The sequence below is a fragment of the Enterobacter sp. DTU_2021_1002640_1_SI_PRY_ASU_LCPMC_013 genome, from assembly GCF_032389435.1.
Lineage (GTDB): Bacteria > Pseudomonadota > Gammaproteobacteria > Enterobacterales > Enterobacteriaceae > Enterobacter > Enterobacter hormaechei_C.
In genome coordinates, this window is the sequence record NZ_CP135594.1 from 2,931,970 (window position 1) to 2,950,131 (window position 18,162).

The 18,162-nt window shown below is 58.7% G+C and carries 15 protein-coding genes; 4 read left to right on the forward strand and 11 right to left on the reverse strand.

The annotated features are described in order from the left end of the window. Window positions 1-9: 9 nt before the first annotated feature. From RS584_RS14085 to dalD, 9 genes are all read right to left on the reverse strand, one after another. Window positions 10-870: an ABC transporter ATP-binding protein gene (locus RS584_RS14085; RefSeq protein WP_315748067.1), complete on the reverse strand. Its 861-nt coding sequence runs from the start codon at window positions 868-870 to the stop codon at window positions 10-12. After that, window positions 842-1,747 carry an ABC transporter permease gene (locus tag RS584_RS14090; protein WP_015572358.1) on the reverse strand — a complete coding sequence of 302 codons (906 nt, stop codon included), beginning with the start codon at window positions 1,745-1,747 and terminating at the stop codon, window positions 842-844. The genes RS584_RS14085 and RS584_RS14090 overlap by 29 nt, the downstream gene beginning before the upstream one ends. Continuing rightward, window positions 1,744-2,781, reverse strand: a complete 1,038-nt coding sequence (locus tag RS584_RS14095) for an ABC transporter permease (RefSeq protein WP_017693076.1) — start codon at window positions 2,779-2,781, stop codon at window positions 1,744-1,746. The genes RS584_RS14090 and RS584_RS14095 overlap by 4 nt, the downstream gene beginning before the upstream one ends. Continuing rightward, complete coding sequence (locus tag RS584_RS14100; RefSeq protein ID WP_315748068.1) at window positions 2,778-4,394, reverse strand: ABC transporter substrate-binding protein; 1,617 nt, start codon at window positions 4,392-4,394, stop codon at window positions 2,778-2,780. Before RS584_RS14100 ends, RS584_RS14095 begins: the two co-directional genes overlap by 4 nt. A gap of 33 nt (window positions 4,395-4,427) precedes the next feature. Then, the gene (locus RS584_RS14105) at window positions 4,428-5,582 is read right to left on the reverse strand and encodes a mandelate racemase family protein (RefSeq protein WP_315748069.1); all 1,155 of its coding nucleotides are present in this window, start codon (window positions 5,580-5,582) and stop codon (window positions 4,428-4,430) included. 297 nt (window positions 5,583-5,879) lie between these two features. Continuing rightward, window positions 5,880-6,545 carry an HAD family hydrolase gene (locus RS584_RS14110; protein WP_015572355.1) on the reverse strand — a complete coding sequence of 222 codons (666 nt, stop codon included), beginning with the start codon at window positions 6,543-6,545 and terminating at the stop codon, window positions 5,880-5,882. 44 nt (window positions 6,546-6,589) lie between these two features. Beyond that, window positions 6,590-7,867, reverse strand: coding sequence for an RbtT/DalT/CsbX family MFS transporter (locus RS584_RS14115; protein ID WP_193354478.1), 1,278 nt, complete (start codon window positions 7,865-7,867; stop codon window positions 6,590-6,592). Between the two features lie 67 nt (window positions 7,868-7,934). Then, the gene (gene xylB, locus RS584_RS14120; RefSeq protein WP_315748070.1) at window positions 7,935-9,398 is read right to left on the reverse strand and encodes a xylulokinase; all 1,464 of its coding nucleotides are present in this window, start codon (window positions 9,396-9,398) and stop codon (window positions 7,935-7,937) included. Between the two features lie 9 nt (window positions 9,399-9,407). Continuing rightward, entirely contained in the window at window positions 9,408-10,775 is a 1,368-nt protein-coding gene (gene dalD / locus RS584_RS14125; protein ID WP_315748071.1) for a D-arabinitol 4-dehydrogenase, read from the reverse strand. A gap of 211 nt (window positions 10,776-10,986) precedes the next feature. Between dalD and RS584_RS14130 the strand changes: the two genes are divergently transcribed. Further along, entirely contained in the window at window positions 10,987-11,934 is a 948-nt protein-coding gene (locus tag RS584_RS14130) for a sugar-binding transcriptional regulator (protein ID WP_315748072.1), read from the forward strand. Here the strand turns inward: RS584_RS14130 and RS584_RS14135 are convergent. Beyond that, window positions 11,931-12,962 (reverse strand): substrate-binding domain-containing protein, encoded by a 1,032-nt coding sequence (locus tag RS584_RS14135; RefSeq protein WP_032654226.1) that lies wholly within the window; start codon window positions 12,960-12,962, stop codon window positions 11,931-11,933. The two genes, RS584_RS14130 and RS584_RS14135, sit on opposite strands and share 4 nt — an antisense overlap. A gap of 162 nt (window positions 12,963-13,124) precedes the next feature. Between RS584_RS14135 and RS584_RS14140 the strand changes: the two genes are divergently transcribed. From RS584_RS14140 to RS584_RS14150, 3 genes are all read left to right on the forward strand, one after another. Next, entirely contained in the window at window positions 13,125-13,874 is a 750-nt protein-coding gene (locus RS584_RS14140; RefSeq protein WP_017693070.1) for an SDR family oxidoreductase, read from the forward strand. Between the two features lie 11 nt (window positions 13,875-13,885). Further along, the gene (locus tag RS584_RS14145) at window positions 13,886-15,493 is read left to right on the forward strand and encodes an FGGY family pentulose kinase (RefSeq protein ID WP_315748073.1); all 1,608 of its coding nucleotides are present in this window, start codon (window positions 13,886-13,888) and stop codon (window positions 15,491-15,493) included. A gap of 96 nt (window positions 15,494-15,589) precedes the next feature. Then, window positions 15,590-16,897 carry an RbtT/DalT/CsbX family MFS transporter gene (locus tag RS584_RS14150; RefSeq protein ID WP_058692015.1) on the forward strand — a complete coding sequence of 436 codons (1,308 nt, stop codon included), beginning with the start codon at window positions 15,590-15,592 and terminating at the stop codon, window positions 16,895-16,897. 54 nt (window positions 16,898-16,951) lie between these two features. Here RS584_RS14150 and fbaB read toward each other — a convergent pair whose 3' ends face one another. Beyond that, window positions 16,952-18,004, reverse strand: a complete 1,053-nt coding sequence (gene fbaB, locus RS584_RS14155; RefSeq protein WP_015572352.1) for a class I fructose-bisphosphate aldolase — start codon at window positions 18,002-18,004, stop codon at window positions 16,952-16,954. Window positions 18,005-18,162: the final 158 nt, after the last annotated feature.

Here is an 18,162-nt window from a genome sequence, read left to right on the forward strand (position 1 = left end):
CTCTGCTCCTTACTCGGTGAGCCAGCTGGCCTGACGCTGTAATACCGGCAGCGTCGGTCGGCGATGGTTGATTTCCGGTAGCGCGCTGATGAGCCCCTGGGTGTAGGGATGCCTGGCGTTGTGCAGATCCTTCGCGGCAATCGACTCCACCACCCGTCCGGCGTACATCACCAGCACCCGGTCGCAGAAGCTGTGCACCAGGTTGATGTCGTGGCTGATAAAGATCAGCCCCAGACCGCGGGACTGCACCAGGTCATCCAGTAACCCCAGCACCTGCAAGCGTACCGACACGTCCAGCGCCGAAGTCGGCTCGTCGGCAATGACCAGCTCCGGATCGGCGATCAGCATCATGGCGATCATGATGCGTTGCCCCTGCCCGCCGGAAATCTCGTGCGGACAGAGGTGATACACCCGCTCCGGCTGGCGAATGCGCACCACGTCGAGCATCTCCAGCACTCTGGCTTTGGCTTCCGCCTTGCGCCCCGGATGATGGGTCAGCCAGGCTTCGGCAATTTGGTCGCCCACGCAGACCACCGGGTTAAGGGAGTATTTCGGGTCCTGCATGATCATCGAGATGCGCTTGCCGCGAATGCCGCGCATCTGCGCCTCGCTGACGGCCTGTAAATCGACATCGCCAAACTGCATCCGCGCGGCGCGGATCTGCGCTTTGGCCGGATGCAGGCGCAGCAGCGCCCGCCCGACGGTGGATTTACCGGAACCGGATTCACCGACAATCGCCAGCTTTTCGCGTCCGAGCTGGAAAGAGACGCCGCGCACCGCGTGGGTGACCGCGCCGCCGTTGATAAAATCGACGTGGAGATCGCGCACGTCGAGCATCGGGTTATTCGCTACGAGGATCGAGGATGTCACGCAGGCCATCTCCTAAGAAGTTGAACGCCAGACTGTTGATCAGGATCGCCAGCCCCGGAATAGTCACCACCCACCAGCACTCCATCATGTAGGTACGACCGCTGGAGATCATCGCTCCCCACTCCGGCTCCGGCGGCTGTGCGCCAAGGCCAAGAAAGCCCAGCCCGGCGGCGGTGAGAATGATCCCCGCCATGTTCATGGTGATGCGGATAATCACTGACGGCAGGCACAGCGGGACAATGTGACGCCACAGTACGCGCACCGGGGAAGCACCCTGAAGCCGCACGGCGGAGATAAAATCGGCCTGGCGCAGAGAGAGGGTTTCGGCGCGCGCCAGACGGGCAATCGGCGGCCAGGCGGTGAGCGTAATCGCAATCACCACGTGCTCCAGCCCCGGCCCGAGCGCCGCGACAAACGCCAGCGCCAGCACCAGGCTGGGGAAGGAGATAAAGATATCGGTGACGCGCATCAGCACCGCGTCCACCCTGCCGCCGAAATAGCCTGCGGTCACGCCCAGCAGCAGCCCCAGCGGGCCAACGGTCACGGAGACCAGCAGCACGATGTAGAGCGTGATGCGCGCGCCGTACACCAGCCGGCTGAAGATGTCCCGGCCAAACTCGTCGGTGCCGAACCAGTGCAGTGCGTTCGGGGCGACCAGCGCGTTATTGAGGTCCTGCACCAGCGGGTTGTACGGCGCGATCAGCGGGGCAAACGCCGCCACAATCAGCAGCAGCAGGATAATCCCGCCGCCGATGGCGGTGAGCGGATTGCGCGCCATCTTGCCGACGAAGCCCGCGGCGCGGCCCAGCGTGCGTCTGATACGCTGGCGGCGTTCGGATGGCCCGGTCCCCAGCGGCGAATCCAGAGAAACGGTCATGATTTCGTCCTCGGGTCAAAGAGTTGATACAGCATGTCGGAGAGCAGGTTCAGCATCACGAAGATGACCCCCACCAGCAGCACGCAGCCCATGACCGCGTTCATATCCCCGAGCAGCAGGCTGCCGGTGAGATACGAACCGAAGCCCGGCCAGGAGAAGACGGTTTCAATCAGCACCGCCCCCTCCAGCAGCGAGCCGTAGGCCAGCGCCACTACCGTCAGGAGCTGCACGAGAATGTTGCGAAACGCGTGATTCCAGATCACCTGACGTTCAGTTAAGCCCTTCACCCGGGCAGTGATAATGAACTCCTGCGACAGCTGCGCCAGCATGAAGCTGCGTGTCATGCGGCTGATGTAGGCCAGCGAGTGGAAGCCGAGCAGCGACGCGGGCAAAACCAGATGGTTAATGGCGTTCCAGAACACCGCGCCGTTCCCGGCCAGCAGCGCATCCACCGTCATCAGTCCGGTGCGGCGTGGGACTACCCCCTCCAGTCCGAGATCCAGACGTCCCGCGCCTCCCACCCAGCCAAGCCAGGCGTAGAACAGCAGCAGCCCCATCATCCCGACCCAGAAAATCGGCGTGGAATAACCCGCCAGACTGATGATGCGCACCACGTAGTCGGAAACGCTGTTGCGCCGCGCCGCCGCCAGTACGCCCAGCGGAATGCCCAGACCCGCACCGACGATAATCGCCATCGTAGCCAGCTCGAGCGTCGCCGGGAAGACGCGCAGAATATCGGCAGTCACCGGTTTACCCGTCAGCAGGGCATTGCCCAGATCGCCGTGCAGCAGGTTATTGAGGTAAATACCGAACTGAGCCAGCAGCGACCGGTCGAATCCCAGCTGGTGATAGACCTGCTGATAGGTGCTGTGGTCGGCATCCGGTCCGACAATCGCCAGCACCGGATCAACGGGCATTACGCGGCCGATGAAAAAGGTCAGCAGCAGAAGGCCGAACAGCGTCACCACCACCTGCGTTAACCGCTTTGAGAAGCGTCGGGTCCGTGAGCCGGGCGCGAGAATTGCCACACTCATTTGTCACCTCCGGTTTTGTAGACCTCACGCAGGAAGGTGGTGGCCGACGGGTGCGACTGGAAGTTCTTCACCTCGTTACGCACCACCACCGAATCGACCATCTGTGACAGGGGGATCATCGCCGGGATCAGTTCGTCGTAGCGGACCTGGATCTGCTGGTAGTCGGCGATCTGTTTTTCCGGATCGCGCTCCAGCAGGGCCTTGTCGATCATTTCATTGAGCGGCTTGTCGTAGAAGCTGGTACGCCAGCCCTGGAAATTGGTCAGCCGGGCTTCGTCACTGTTGTCCGGGTTATAGACCAACGCCCGCAGGCTGGAGTGCGGATGGGGTTCGACGCCGCTACCGCCGCGCCCCACCAGCATGTCGAACTTGCGCTCGCGCATTGCGCCGTAAATCTGGTTCCCGGTGCCGGTGATGATTTTGGCGTTGATGCCCGCCTGCATCAGCGTCGACTGCACGGCGATGGCGATATTGAGGAACGGCTGATCCGCCAGCACCCGCAGGGTGGTGTCAAACCCGTCCGGGTAGCCCGCCTCCGCCAGCAGCTTTCTGGCGCGCGGGATATCGAGCCTATAGCCCGGGTCCGGCAGCGTGGACGGCATACCGGCCTTGATCGGGCGCTGGTGCAGCACGCCGTAGCCCGGCATCAGCGCGCTGTTGATGCCCTGATAGTCAATCAGATAGCGCACCGCTTCGCGCACCTTCGGGTTAGCGAAATGCGGCTCTTTCATGCTCATCGCCACGTAGTAGACCGTGCCTTTCTGCACGGCTTCGACGGTGAGCTGCGGGTCTTTGCGCAGGGCGTTAATGTCCGCCACCGCCATGTTGTTGGCAACGTCGAGGTCGCCTTTCTCAATCATCAGGCGCAGGGTTTGTGACTCCTGGAAATGACGCAGCACCACCCTGCTCATTTTGGGTTCTTCCCGCCAGTATTGCGGGTTGCGCTGCATGCGCAACATGTCCTTCGCCTGCCAGGTTTCCAGCATAAACGGGCCGGAACCCGCTTCGTTAGTGGTCAGCCAGCGGTTGCCCCAGTCGTTATTCACCGCGTGCTGCTGCACCGTTTTGCTGTCGAGCACGCCGAGGTTGCCGAGCGCGCCGAGGGAGTAGATCACCAGCTGCGGATCGTTAGGCTTAGGCAGAACAATTTGCACCGTGTAGGCATCGGGGGCGCTGATTTGGCTGTCGATGTTTTGCTTAGAAAATCCATACGACTTCCACACCGAGGCTTGGGCAAGGTTGAGGTGCAGCAGACGGCGCATCGACCAGACCACATCCTCCGCCGTCAGCGGGTTGCCAGAGTGGAATTTAACGTCGTCACGCAGGTGAAAGGTCAGGGTTTTACGGTCCGGCGAAATATCCCAGGACGTCGCCAGCGCGGGCCGGACGTTGGTGAGCGCGTTCGGGTCCAGCTCCACCAGCGAATCGTAGAGATTGACCACTATGCCGACCACTTCGTTACCGGTCATCGCCGCCGGGTCGAGTGTCAGGAGGTTGTTCATATTCATACCGATGATGAGCTGGTCGGGCGGCGTTTTTGCATATGCCGCACCGCTCCCCATCATCAGCGAGAGCGCGAGCAGGCACGCCCCGGCTAAGGGAGATCGTTTCATGTATATATCGCCTGTAGGGTACGTTTTTATCTGTCAGTCGTGGCTGACGGTATTGGCTTCGATATATGCAAAATTAATGTCTTCGCCCAGTCCCGGGCGGGTCGGCAGGCTGACCATGCCGTGTTCGTCCATCGGGTCCACCAGGCTGTTGAGGTACGCCGCCGGTTGGTCGTAGTCGAGGAACGGGTGCAGCAGGCCGCGCTCGTACCAGCGGCAGTTTTTGATGGCGCCAATCACCGCCAGGCTCGCCGCGCCGTTGCCGTGAACTTCGCAGTCCATCCCGAAGGCTTCCGCAAGGTTCGCCACCTTCAGCGTCGGAGAGATGCCGCCCACGCCGTTTGACCCCGCGCGCAGGATGTCGCACGCTCCGGCTTTGATCCAGTCCGCGCGGCTGTGGTGCTTTCCGCCCAGGCTTTCCGGCCCGATAATCGGGATCGACAGATTTTCCGCCAGCCAGGCGTAGGAGGCCATGCTCTCCTCTTCCATCGGTTCTTCGAACCAGGCGAAGTTGAGTTTCTCAAGCTCTTTACCGATGTACAGCGCCTCGGTGCGGCTATACCAGTGGTAGCCGTCGATCATGAGATCGATATCCGGCCCCACCGCTTCACGCACGGCGGCACAGGCTTTGACGTCCATCTTAGGGTTGGGCGCAAAGGAGACCGGCGGCATCCAGGTGTGCAGCTTGATGGCCTTGTATCCGCGCGCCACCAGCGTCTCGGCAAAGCTGGCGTACTCTTCCGGCGTGGATAATCCGCCCGGCAGATCGTCGCCGCACATGGTGCTGCCATAGGCCGGCACCTTATCGCGATAGCCGCCAAGCAGCTTCCAGACCGGCAGGTTGAGCTTACGGCCAATCAGATCCCATAGCGCCTGTTCAACGAAGCCCAGCGCACGCTCGGTCAGCTGATGCGCGCTTCCCCGCTGCCAGTGCGCCAGATCCTGCCAGATGCGTTCCCGGTTGAATGCGTCCTGCCCCACCAGCACTTTGCGAAAGAAGGTATTGACCACAAAGGGGCGCACCACTTCCGGCGGCGCGAACGAATATCCGCGGGTGCCCTCTTCTGCCGTGATGGTCAGCATCGCCATTTTGGCCATGCTCTCCGGCCCAGGATGCGAATGCCCCGCGGCGTCAGAGACCCGACGCGTCGGGTACTGAAAAACGGTGACGTTAACAGATTCAATTTTCATTATCAGTCCTTAAGTCCGGCGATAAGCCCAGATGCAGAAAATGACAAAGGGGTTTTATGATTTTAAAAATGCGTTTCAGTATGTAATTTAAGCATAAAAAATCAGCACGTCCTCGGACAAAACGCGTTAAGGAGAGGCTATTTTTTGGGCATATGCACGGTCGGACGTGACAATTTTCACAAAAGCGCGGGGAAATGTGAGGTTGATCGGGAGACGTTATTTGAAGGTAAGCGCAGAAGCAGGAATATGCTGACCGGCAACAACCCGCGGAAACTTCTGCGCTTACAAATCAGTCAACTAACCCGCTTCCGGGGCTGGAACGGCAAGCGTTTCCAGCAGCGCATGCATAGACGCATACCGGCCACTGGCATTGTTAAAGCTGGCATGATGGCACGCTGGCGAGACGATGAGGGTTTTGAGCCCCGCACTAAGGGCGGCACGGTAGCCGCTCTGGCTGTCCTCAATCACTATGCACTGCGAGGCCGTCAGGCCTAATTTTCGCAGCGCCGAGAGATAGACGGCAGGGTGCGGTTTTCCGTAGCGTTCATCGTCGGCGCTGCAAATGACCTCAAAATAGTGACCCATCCTGAGTTTCTTAAGCACCGCATGCACGATTTCATGCGACGAAGAGGTGGCAAGTGCAATCCGGTAACCTGCCTCACGAAAATACGACATCACGTCGTAGATGCCCTCTATCGCTTTGCCTTCCCGGCCAATCAGTTCGATGATGCGCAGACGAATGGCCGCTTCAATCATTTCAGGATCGGCCTCAAGTTTGCAGTATTCGCACCAGGTCCGGGCAATCTCATCCAGCCGCTTGCCTTTCGTCAGTGACTCACACTCTTCGTCGCTGACCTCAGCACGCCAGCCTGCCAGAGCTGCTTTCTGCGCCTGACGCCACAGGCCTTCGGAGTCAATGATGACGCCATCCATGTCAAAAATTACCGCCTTAACATCCATCATACGTCTCCGTGAATGGCCCGACGCTGCCGTCAGGCCTGAATAAATTACGAAATTCCGACCGTTTCACCCTTACAGGTTTCCTGACGAACAAACCCAGGCTGTTCAACCCGAATAAACGGACACAGGATGAAGGCCACGACATACAGCGCCGTGTAGGCAATGACCACGCCGAGCGTGCTGAACCAGGGCAGCAGCACCACGGCAATCGCCGGCGCAAGGAAGTTAGACAGGCCGGCTGACAGGTTATACACCGAAATCGCCGCCCCCTTGTGCCGCGGCTCCAGCGCCGGGAACACCGCCGCCATCGGTACGAAGGCCGCCACAAAAATCCCCAGCGCGATGGCCGGCACCAGTGCCATGGCAAAGTTATGCCCGAAGTGCTGCGGAATGTAGTAAAACGCCAGGCTCGAGAGCGCCATCCCGATGCAGCCAAACCAGCGCACCACCCGCATCCAGCCCATTTTTTCCGCCACCACGCCCCAGAAGACGTTCGAGAAGATGGTGGTGAAGAAGAATACCGCCCAGACCTGAAGCCACTCGGAGGTGGTGAAGCCCAGTTCGTCAACAAACATCATCGGCATGATGACGGCAAACCCGAACAGGGAGAGGGTGTTGATGATACGCACCATGCTGGAGAGCAGAATACTGCGGTTGGTGTAGAGCAGCGTCGCTGCACGGCCCAGCTCGGCGAATTTTTCCCGGGTGGAGAGAGTCTGCATATGCCGTGGCGTTTCCACCTTACGCAGAGAGACCAGCGCAATGATCCCGCCGGTTACGCAGAATGCCAGCGCCAGCCACAGCGTGCCCATCTCCCCGATGTGCGGAATGGTAAAGCTCGGAATGTAGCTGCCGAACACGCCGATGCCGATAGAGTAAACCGCCCAGAACCAGCCCAGCGCCGCGCTGGTACTGTCGCTGCGAACGTTATGCACAATGGCGACGATAAAGGCATAGAGGAACAGCGGATAGGCCAGGCCGCGGATCCCGTAGAACAGCAGAATTAATGCGTAATTTGCCTGACCCAGACCAAAAACGAGAAACAGGACGTGGAAAACGCACCACAGCACGAAGCCAATCAGCATGGTTTTTTGCGGGGTGATGATTTCAGCCACCACGCCGGAAATCCATGCGGAGAGCGCCGCCGCGAGACCGTAGAGCGTGAAGGCGAAAGAGGCCTCAGCAGGCGTGAAGCCCAGCGCCTTAATATAGTGAGACAGAAATGCCAGCTCGAAACCATCGCCCGTCATAAAGACCGCGATAGCGATATACCCCCAGACCAGACTCAGGGGTAATCCCAGCCATTGTTTGTTATTTAACGACATATTGACCTCGTTTTTAGGGTACAGGGAACCGCTCCGGCAGCATCGCCGGAGGGTCTTTGCCACAGAATTATGGGTTTCGGTAGTTCAGGTCGTTTTGGTAAAGCGCGTTAAACTGCCGGTAACGCGTCATCAGCGCACGGTGGCGCGCCGGATCGCTGCGCCAGGTTTTATAGACTTCAGGCTTTTCGCACACGGAAGCCAGCGGCTTACCGGCGGCGAGGCAGGCCAGCCGTGCAGCCCCCAGCGCGCCGCCGGTTTCACCGCCCTTATGCGTCACCACCGGCATCGCCAGGATATCGGCCAGCAGCTGGGCCCAGAAAGGGCTACGCGCCCCGCCGCCGACGAGAGAACATTGTTCAATCTGCGTGCCGCTCTCCTGCAACACGCGAAGGCCATCGGCAATCCCGAAGCTAACGCCTTCCAGCACCGCATACCCCATCAGCGCACGCTGGCTGGAGTGCGTTAGCCCCCAGAACATGCCCCGGGCATTGGGATCGTTATGCGGCGTACGTTCCCCGGACAGGTACGGCAGGAACATTGGCGCACTCGCTTTCTCCGCATCGCTTAGCTGGGCGATCTCCTCAAGCAGCTCCAGCTCCGTGACGCCCACCAGACGGCAAAACCACTGCAAACAGCTGGCGGCGCTTAACATCACGCTCATCTGGTGCCACAGGTTTGGCAGCACGTGACAGAACGCGTGCACGGCGGACTGCGGCGCCGGACGATAGGCATCCGTGACCACAAACAGCACGCCGGAGGTGCCCAGCGAAATAAACGCATCGCCCGGTGAAACGGCCCCTACCCCTATCGCGCTAACGGCGTTATCTCCCCCGCCGCCGGCAACGATAACCGAGGGGTTCAGACCCCACCGCTGCGCTACCGCAGGTTCGAGTAGCGCCGAGACCTCACACCCTTCCACCAGCGCAGGCATGGCGGCACGCGACAGTCCACATTTATCCAGCAGTGCATCCGACCAGTCTCGTTTTCCCACATCCAGCCACAGCGTCCCGGCCGAGTCCGACATATCAGAGATTTTTTTTCCGGTCATTTTGAAGCGCAGATAATCCTTCGGCAGCAGCACGGTGGCGAGACGGCTGAAGTTCTGCGGCTCATGACGGCGCACCCAGAGCAGCTTTGGTGCCGTAAACCCCGGCATTGCCAGATTCCCCGCCACCTGGTGCAGCTCGGGCGCCATCTCTTCCAGCTCTGCGCACTCCTGCGCGCAGCGGGTGTCATTCCACAGGATGGCCGGACGCAGGGGTTCACCCGCGGCATCCAGCAGTACCGCACCGTGCATCTGTCCGGAAAGGCCAATGGCTTTTATCGCCTGCCAGTGGTGGCCGCACTTCTCCCGGAGGGTGGCAATCAGGTATTCGGTTGCCTCCCACCAGGCTTCCGGCGATTGTTCAGACCAGTGCGGCTTCGGACGCTGTATCGTCAGCGGCGCGCTATGGGTGGCGACAACGCCGTTGTTTTCGTCAATGACCAGCGCCTTTACTTCTGATGTGCCAAGATCGATGCCCAGATACATACCCACCTCTCACTTAATCAGCGCGTAGACGTCAGCGATTTTTTCACGCAGAAGCGCGGCAAAATCTTCCCGGCCGGTCAGATCGCCAAACAGGGCGGTATCGCTGGCATATCGGGCTATCGGATCGTCCGATTCGAACATCGCATGTACCGCAGAGGCGTTGAGGATACCGTCCTGGTATTCATACGGCAGCTTGCCGTGATGCCACTGCTCCATATAGACGTAGAACAGCGCAGGCAGCATCGCGGTAGCGTCAGGACGTACCCCGCGCTGGTAACATTCACGCAGCGTTGGGGCTATCATCGCCGGGATCTTCGAGAACCCGTCGGCCGCCACGCGCTGGTTGGTGTCCTGAATCCAGGGGTTGGTAAAACGCTTAAGCACCACGTCGCGGTAGGCTGGCAGATCGATGCCATTATCTCCCAGGCAGGGAATGACATCTTCCGTCACGTAGCGGTCGGCAATCTTGTAGATAAACTCTGTCAGCGTGCTTTCATGGATATACTGCTGCCCGACCAGAGTACCCGCCCAGGCGATACAGCTATGGGAGGCATTGAGGATGCGGATCTTCGCCTCTTCATAAGGGATGACGGATCCCACCAGCTCCACGCCCACCGTTTCCAGCGCGGGACGAACGTCGCGGAAATTGTCTTCAATCACCCACTGAATAAAGCGTTCCCCCATAACCGGGGCGTTATCGTCTATGCCCGTCCGGGCCTTAATGCGCGCCGGGAGATCGGCTGCCGGACGCGGTGTGATGCGATCCACCATGGTATTCGGACAGGTCGCGTTAGCGCTCAGCCAGTCGATGACCCTCTGTTTGCCGCTGAGGGTTAAGAATTCAATCAATCCGTCGTGGAAGCGCTCGCCGTTATGCCGCACGTTGTCACAGTTAAGCAGGGTTACCGGACCCGCTCCGTTCGCCATACGCGCTTCGAGCATCCGGGCAATTGTCCCGTAGATGGTTTTACAGCCGCCCTTAATATCGCTCGCCAGATCGGCATTGGCCACATCCAGCCTGTGGCTGGTATCCAGATAGTAGCCCCCCTCCGTCACGGTAAACGCGATGACCCGAGTCTGCGGGTTCGCCCCTTCGGCAATCAGCGGCTGCAAATCCGCCTGCCACGGGATCAGCGTCTGAATCGAGGCGATCTCTTCATAGTCTCTCTCGCCTTCCGGGCTGACGGTCTCCAGTACATATCGCCCCTTCTGCGCGGCCAGCGCCTGCACCACATGTTCGGCATCGTTGCGTATATTGCCGGCAGCGATGTGCCAGCGCGTATCGCCGCCGGCAATCAGGCGGTGCAGATACCACGCCTGATGCGCACGATGAAAAGACCCCAGCCCAATATGTAGCCATGTGTATTTCTCGGTCATTGTTCTGTTCTCCAGTGAGGTTATGGCTGAACTGTAGATGATCATTTGATTAAAATAAGAGCTACAGATCACAAAAGAACAAATGACCATTCAAATAACAAATGACCAATAAAGAGCAAACCGCTTGCCTCAGCGCGGAGCACCCGCCAGAATGACAGACAATTGTTGTGGGTGTTGACCGCCCTCAACCCCACTCTTGAGGCAGGGAAACGTGAGCAAAGAAGATGACATCAGGCTCGATCAAAAAGTGCGGGCGGCATGGATGTATTACATCGCCGGGCTTAATCAAAGCGAAATTGCCAGCCAGCTCGGCACATCAAGACCGGTGGTGCAGCGGCTGATTGCCGCCGCGAAAGAGGAAGGCATTGTCTCGATTGGGCTTCATCACCCTGTCGCTAACTGCCTCGATTATGCGCAACTTCTCGCGGAAAAATATCACCTGACCCACTGCAACATTGTGCCCGTCTACCGCAATGAAAGCGCGCTGGATAGCGTGACGTTTGGCTGTTATCAGCTGATGGCCCGCTACCTGCAAGGTGATAAACCCACGGTTGTCGGAATTGGCTCCGGACTGACGCTAAAAAAAACCATCAAGCGTATCGATTTTGACAGCCACAACACCCGCTGTGTCGCCCTGATCAGCGCCATGAACGAGCACGGGCAATGTAACTATTACGATGATGTGCCGTTGCTGCTGGCGCGTAAAATTCAGGGAAAATATTACCAGTGGCCGGCGCCGCGCTATGCTCAGTCCAGCGAGGAGCATGAGATGTGGTGCTCAAACCGCCTGTTCCGTAACGTCTGCGCCGTGGCGGATGCAGCCGATGTGATTTTTGTCGGCATCGGGGCGCTGGGCAGGCAGAGCCCTATCTTCAAAGACGGGTTTATCGATGAGGCACAGCTGGAAGAGTTGACCCAGCGCGGTGGCGTTGGCGAAATACTCGGACGCTTTATCGATGCCGACGGCCAGGTCATCGACAGCCAGATTAATCGCTTTATTACCAGCTACGATATTCGCCAGAGCCAGTGTCCACGTATTGCGGCCGCCTGCGGCGAGGATAAACGCCCGGCGATCCTTGCCGCCCTCAAAGGCGGCTGGGTAAACGGTCTGGTGACGGATGAACAGACCGCGCGCTGGCTGCTGACGCGTCAGGGCTAGCCCGTGACGCTCTGGCTGCCAATCAGTTCCGGTGGGATCTCAATACGTCTGACCGAGGTATCACCGGAATCGAGAATTTCAAATACCTTCTCCAGCATCGCCGGGACGTCCTGGCGCACCATGTCGATATCATGTCCCAGCAGAGAGACAAATGGGTCCCAGTCAAAACAACCCATCGGCGGCTGATTTTGGCCGGTCTGCCCGTATTGGGCCAGCCAACGTACCACCCCCTCCAGCGAAATGGTCGAATTGACAAACAGCCCCTTTAGCGCCGTCGATGGCGACGGGAAGGTGGCTCTGAGCTGCTCCTCCACGCGCGATGACGAGTACCCGGTGACCAGCAGCTGCTGTTCCGGAACGGTCAGCCCATGGGCCTGATGGGCATCAAGGAACCCGCGCAGGCGCTCTGCGGTGTTGTTATCACTCCGGCGTCCGCCCACGAAGGTCAGCGGAGCCAGCGAACCAAACCGTTTAAAGCTGCTGGCGAGGATCCGCTCTGTCAGCATCTTCGCGCCGCCGTAGTTATCCGAAATGATAGAGGGTGCCAGGGTACCCGGCAGATCCAGATTTAGCGTAGGTACGCCCGCCTGATGACAGAGTTCAGCAATTTTGTCCGGGTGTGTCGCCCCCGTGGCAATGACCCAGTCAACCTGCCAGGAGAGCATGGCACGGGCGGCATCCAGCTCGAGTTCCGGCTGACGGCGTGTGCAGGTAATAATCGGCAACAGCCCTCTGGCACGCGCCATCTCTTCGAATTTTTCCGCTATAGAGCCGAAATAGCGGTTGTCATATTTCGGCACAATCATGCCGATAACGTTCGATTTCTTGCTGCGCAGCAGGCTTGCCTGACGGTTAACCGCGTAGCCCTGCTCTTGTGCAATGCGGGTTACCTTCTCTGCCAGGCTGGCGCTGATGCGGCGTTTCTTCCAGTTGCCATTCAAAATAGCACTCACCGCGCTGGCAGAAACGCCGGTGAGTTCCGCCAGATCGTAAATGGTCGTTTTCTTCGTTTTCTCAACGCGCGTCACAAAATCGCCTCTTCATTTTGAATGTCTCTTGCTGGAGAAATAAGCAAGTGCTAGATCTGCTTCATCGATTGAGCAGTTTGCTTCACGCGTCAGTCAGAACCCCCGTTCTTCACGCGAAAGCAGACACACCCTAAAAATCATCTCTGCATAAAGGATTATAAAATGAATCACTCTGTCCCCTCCATGAATAGTTCCCTTCAGGGCAAAGTCGCTGCTATCACTGGCGCCGCCTCAGGTATTGGCCTGGAGTGTGCAAAAACGCTGCTCGGCGCTGGCGCTAAGGTGGTGTTAATCGACCGTGAAGGCGAAAAGCTTCAGCGCCTTGTCGCCGAGCTGGGCGAGAACGCGTTTGCCCTGCAAATCGATCTGTTCAAACCCGAGCAAGTCGACGCGATGCTGAGCGACATTGTCGGCCTCGCCGGCGGCCTGGATATTTTTCACGCCAATGCAGGCGCCTACATCGGCGGGCCGGTTGCTGAAGGCGACCCGGACGTCTGGGATCGCGTACTGAACCTGAATATCAACGCCGCCTTCCGCTGCGTTCGCGCCGTACTGCCGCATATGATTGCGCAGAAGTCAGGCGATATTATCTTCACCAGCTCCATTGCGGGCGTGGTGCCGGTTATCTGGGAGCCGATCTACACCGCGTCCAAATTTGCCGTTCAGGCGTTCGTGCATACCACCCGTCGTCAGGTCGCGGAACATGGCGTACGCGTCGGAGCCGTTCTGCCTGGGCCGGTAGTGACGGCTCTGCTCGACGACTGGCCGCAGGCCAAAATGGATGAAGCGCTGGCAAACGGCAGCCTGATGCAGCCGATTGAAGTCGCAGAATCGGTGTTGTTCATGGTGACCCGTTCGAAGAACGTTACCGTCCGGGATCTGGTGATTCTGCCTAACAGCGTCGATCTTTAAGGGCCGCAAGGATGAAGAGTACACCAGAAACCGTTATCGGCGTAGACGTCGGCTCCGGCAGCGTCCGCGCGGGCATTTTCGATCTCAGCGGCAGGCTGCTTTCCCACGCGACGCAGAAAATTGCCACCGTGCACCGCAGCGGAAGCCGCGTGGAGCAGTCCAGCGCCGAGATCTGGCAGGCCGTTTGCCGCTGCATCCGCGAGGCGCTGGCGCGCTCCGGGACGACTCCGCAGAGCGTTGCCGGCATCGGGTTTGACGCCACCTGCTCGCTGGTGGTGTTGGACAACAATGGCGAACCGCTGGCGGTCAGCCCAGACGGTGAAGCGGAAAACAATATTATCGTCTGGATGGATCACCGTGCGACAGACCAGGCGGAGCGCATCAACGCCACCCATCATCCGGTGCTGGACTACGTTGGCGGGAGAATATCGCCCGAAATGGAGACGCCCAAGCTGCTGTGGCTGAAAGAAAACCACCGAGAGATCTACGATCGCGCCTGGCAATTTTTCGATTTGGCCGATTTCCTGACCTGGCGCGCGACCGGCGATCTCACCCGTTCCATCTGTACCGTAACCTGTAAATGGACGTGGCTGGCCCATGAGAATCGCTGGGACCCGGACTATTTCCGCACCGTTGGCCTGGACGAGCTGGCCGGAGAAGATTTTGTCCGCATAGGGCAGCATATTGCCGCCCCCGGCACCCCTTGCGGCGAGGGCTTAACGGAGCAGGCCGCGCGTGAGATGGGCTTGCTGCCAGGCACGCCGGTGGCGGTAGGGTTAATTGATGCCCACGCTGGCGGCATCGGGACGTTGGGCGTTGGCGGCGGCGCGCTGAACAATCTCGCGTATGTTTTTGGCACCTCATCGTGCACCATGACCAGCGCCGAGAGCGCCGTTTTTGTGCCCGGCGTTTGGGGGCCTTATTTTAGCGCGATGGTACCTGGGCTGTGGCTGATTGAGGGCGGACAAAGCGCCGCGGGTGCCGCTATCGATCGGTTATTAAGTTTCCATCCTGCCGCACCGCAAGCGCGCCAGCTGGCACAGGAATCAGACCTGCCGCTGCCGGTTTACCTGGCGGACCGGCTTTTACAGACCTTCGCCACCGCCTCAGAGGCGGTGAACCTGGCAGCAGGACTGCACGTGGTACCCGAATTTCTGGGTAACCGCGCGCCCTTTGCCGATCCCCATGCGCGGGCCACGATCTGCGGGCTGGGCATGGAGAACGATATCAATAACCTGATGGCACTGTATGTGGCCGGTCTGTGTGGTATCGGTTACGGTTTGCGACAAATCATTGACGCCCAGCGTGAATGCGGCGTACAGACCGAAAATATCGTTATCAGCGGCGGCGCGGGCCAGCACCCTTTCGTCCGCCAGCTGCTGGCAGATACCTGCGGGCTGCCGGTGTTAGCGACCCAATGCAGCGAACCGGTATTACTGGGTTCGGCCATTCTCGGGGCGGTGGCGGGAAATATAGCCCCTTCAGTGACCGATGCCATGAAACAATTTACCCACGTGGATAAATATTTCTATCCGCAAGCGAACTATCAGTCCCTTCATCTGCGTCGATACGAGGCTTATAAGCAGTTACAACAGACTGCGACAGTAATCAGAGAATAAATACACGTCAGTATATTTAGAGAAAAAGACAATAAGAAAACTCACGCCGGAATATTTCCGGTGTGGGCTTACCTGTACGCTACAAACGAGGTCAATATGTCCGAAATAAATAAACAGTGGCTGGGATTGCCGCTGAACCTGCTATGGGGATATCTGGCGATCGCGGTCTTTATGACGGGTGACGGTTTCGAGCTGGCATTCCTGTCGCACTATATTAAATCACTGGGCTTCACGCCTGCTGAAGCCTCTTTCGCCTTCACGCTCTACGGTCTCGCGGCGGCGCTCTCCGCGTGGATCTCCGGCGTGGTGGCTGAAATCATCACCCCGCAAAAAACCATGCTGATTGGCTTCGTGCTGTGGTGCGTTTTCCACGTCCTGTTTCTCGTTTTTGGTCTGGGTCAGGCAAATTACGCATTAATGCTGCTGTTTTACGGGATCCGCGGCCTGGCCTATCCGTTATTTTTGTACGCCTTCATCGTGGTCATTATTCATAATGTGCGTAGCGATAAATCCAGCTCGGCGCTGGGCTGGTACTGGGCGGTTTATTCCGTAGGTATTGGCGTGGCGGGCAGTTATATTCCGAGCTTTACCATTCCGCACATCGGGGAGATGGGCACCCTGTGGCTGGCACTGGCGTTTTGTCTGGCGGGGGGAATCATCGCCATGGTATCCCTGCGCAGCGTCAAAACCCCAACGCACATGCATAATCTCTCCACCCGGGAAAAATTCGCCGAGCTGGGCCGTGCAGCGACGCTGCTCTACACCAACCGCAGTATTCTGCTCTCCAGCATGGTGCGTATCATCAACACCCTCTCCCTGTTCGGGTTTGCCGTCATCATGCCGATGATGTTTGTTGACGAACTGGGCTTCACCACCTCCGAGTGGCTTCAGGTCTGGGCGGTATTCTTCTTCACCACCATCTTCTCGAACGTCTTCTGGGGCGTGGTGGCGGAAAAAATGGGCTGGATGCGGGTGGTGCGCTGGTTTGGCTGCATCGGGATGGCGCTCTCGAGCCTGGCGTTTTACTACATTCCGCAGCACTTCGGGCATAACTTTGCCATGGCGCTGGTCCCGGCCATCGCGCTGGGGATTTTTGTGGCGGCCTTCGTACCGATGGCGGCGGTGTTCCCGGCGCTGGAGCCGCGGCACAAGGGGGCGGCGATTTCGGTGTATAACCTGTCAGCCGGTCTGTCTAACTTCCTTGCGCCGGCGATTGCCGTGGTGCTGCTGCCCTGGTTCAGCACGCTCGGCGTGGTCATCGCCTATACGGTGCTTTATCTGCTGGCTTTTGTTCTGTGTGCCTTTATCCGCGTCACGCAGCCGGGCTTAGAAAAAGCAAATAGCAGCAAGAGAGGGATGGCGGGTCTGCTGAATACTCCTCATCCTGAAACGCTGAAGGAGTAAGCGAGAGAACTTTCCTGCCGGGTCACGCTTATCCCGGCAGGAAGATGCGTGCGATTAGGCAATCGTCACTTTATTGTCCAGATAGACATCCTGAACCGCATTAATCAGCTTCACGCCGTCGGCCATGGATTTTTTAAACGCCTTGCGGCCCAGGATCAGCCCCATTCCGCCGGCGCGTTTGTTAATCACCGCCGTGCGCACCGCGTCGGTCAGATCGGTTTCACCGCCTGCTGCACCGCCGGAGTTAATCAGCCCGGCGCGGCCCATGTAGCAGTTAGCCAGCTGGTAGCGCACCAGATCGATAGGGTTGTCGCTGGTCAGCTTGCTGTAGACGCGGTCGTCGGTATAGCCAAAGTTCACCGCTTTATACCCGCCGTTATTCTCGGCCATTTTCTGCTTCACGATGTCCGCGCCGATGGTTGCCGCCAGGTGATTTGCCTGACCGGTCAGATCCGCTGATACGTGGTAATCCACGCCGTCTTTCTTAAACGCGTTGTTACGCAGATAGGCCCACAATACGGTCACCATCCCCAGCTCGTGCGCGCGCTCAAACGCGGCAGAGATCTCTTCTATCTGCCGACGCGACTGCTCAGAGCCAAAATAGATAGTCGCCCCGACCGCTACCGCACCCATGTTGAAAGCCTGTTCGACGCTGGCGTACAGTGTCTGGTCGTATTCGGTTGGGTAGCTCAGGGTTTCGTTGTGATTCAGCTTGACGAGGAACGGAATGCGGTGAGCATAGCGGCGGGAAACGGAGGCCAGCACGCCATACGTCGATGCCACACAGTTACAGCCCGCTTCAATCGCCAGCTCGACAATGTTTTTCGGGTCAAAGTAGAGCGGGTTAGCAGCAAACGACGCTCCCGCCGAGTGCTCTACGCCCTGGTCAACGGGCAGAATGGAGAGATAGCCGGTCCCGCCCAGACGACCGGTATTGTAAAGCGTCTGCATGTTTCGCAGTACGGCAGGCGGACGGTTGTTGTCGACCATGACGCGGTCTACGTAATCATGGCCAGGCAGATAAAGCTGGTCGGCTGGAATGGTCATACAACGATGCTGTAAAAGGCTGTCGGCGTCTTTGCCAAGCAGTTGCGCAATATCAGTCATAGTGATGCTCCCGTAAGTCCGACATGATGTCGGAGCGTGTGATCCAAGCCCACGTTTTTGCAGGCAGACTAAGCCTGGTACCGACTTAACCTATTTTCCACCATTTGCAACTTTTTTAAGCACAATCTGCTGGCTCGTTTCGTGTACAACATTTTTGT

Excerpts from the sequence above, each read along its gene's own strand:
- RS584_RS14090 (WP_015572358.1), bottom strand. The coding sequence starts at position 1,747 with ATGACCGTTTCTCTGGATTCGCCGCTGGGGACCGGGCCATCCGAACGC.
- RS584_RS14095 (WP_017693076.1), bottom strand. The coding sequence starts at position 2,781 with ATGAGTGTGGCAATTCTCGCGCCCGGCTCACGGACCCGACGCTTCTCA.
- RS584_RS14100 (WP_315748068.1), bottom strand. The coding sequence starts at position 4,394 with ATGAAACGATCTCCCTTAGCCGGGGCGTGCCTGCTCGCGCTCTCGCTG.
- RS584_RS14105 (WP_315748069.1), bottom strand. The coding sequence starts at position 5,582 with ATGAAAATTGAATCTGTTAACGTCACCGTTTTTCAGTACCCGACGCGT.
- RS584_RS14110 (WP_015572355.1), bottom strand. The coding sequence starts at position 6,545 with ATGATGGATGTTAAGGCGGTAATTTTTGACATGGATGGCGTCATCATT.
- RS584_RS14115 (WP_193354478.1), bottom strand. The coding sequence starts at position 7,867 with ATGTCGTTAAATAACAAACAATGGCTGGGATTACCCCTGAGTCTGGTC.
- xylB (WP_315748070.1), bottom strand. The coding sequence starts at position 9,398 with ATGTATCTGGGCATCGATCTTGGCACATCAGAAGTAAAGGCGCTGGTC.
- dalD (WP_315748071.1), bottom strand. The coding sequence starts at position 10,775 with ATGACCGAGAAATACACATGGCTACATATTGGGCTGGGGTCTTTTCAT.
- RS584_RS14140 (WP_017693070.1), top strand. The coding sequence starts at position 13,125 with ATGAATCACTCTGTCCCCTCCATGAATAGTTCCCTTCAGGGCAAAGTC.
- RS584_RS14145 (WP_315748073.1), top strand. The coding sequence starts at position 13,886 with ATGAAGAGTACACCAGAAACCGTTATCGGCGTAGACGTCGGCTCCGGC.
- RS584_RS14150 (WP_058692015.1), top strand. The coding sequence starts at position 15,590 with ATGTCCGAAATAAATAAACAGTGGCTGGGATTGCCGCTGAACCTGCTA.
- fbaB (WP_015572352.1), bottom strand. The coding sequence starts at position 18,004 with ATGACTGATATTGCGCAACTGCTTGGCAAAGACGCCGACAGCCTTTTA.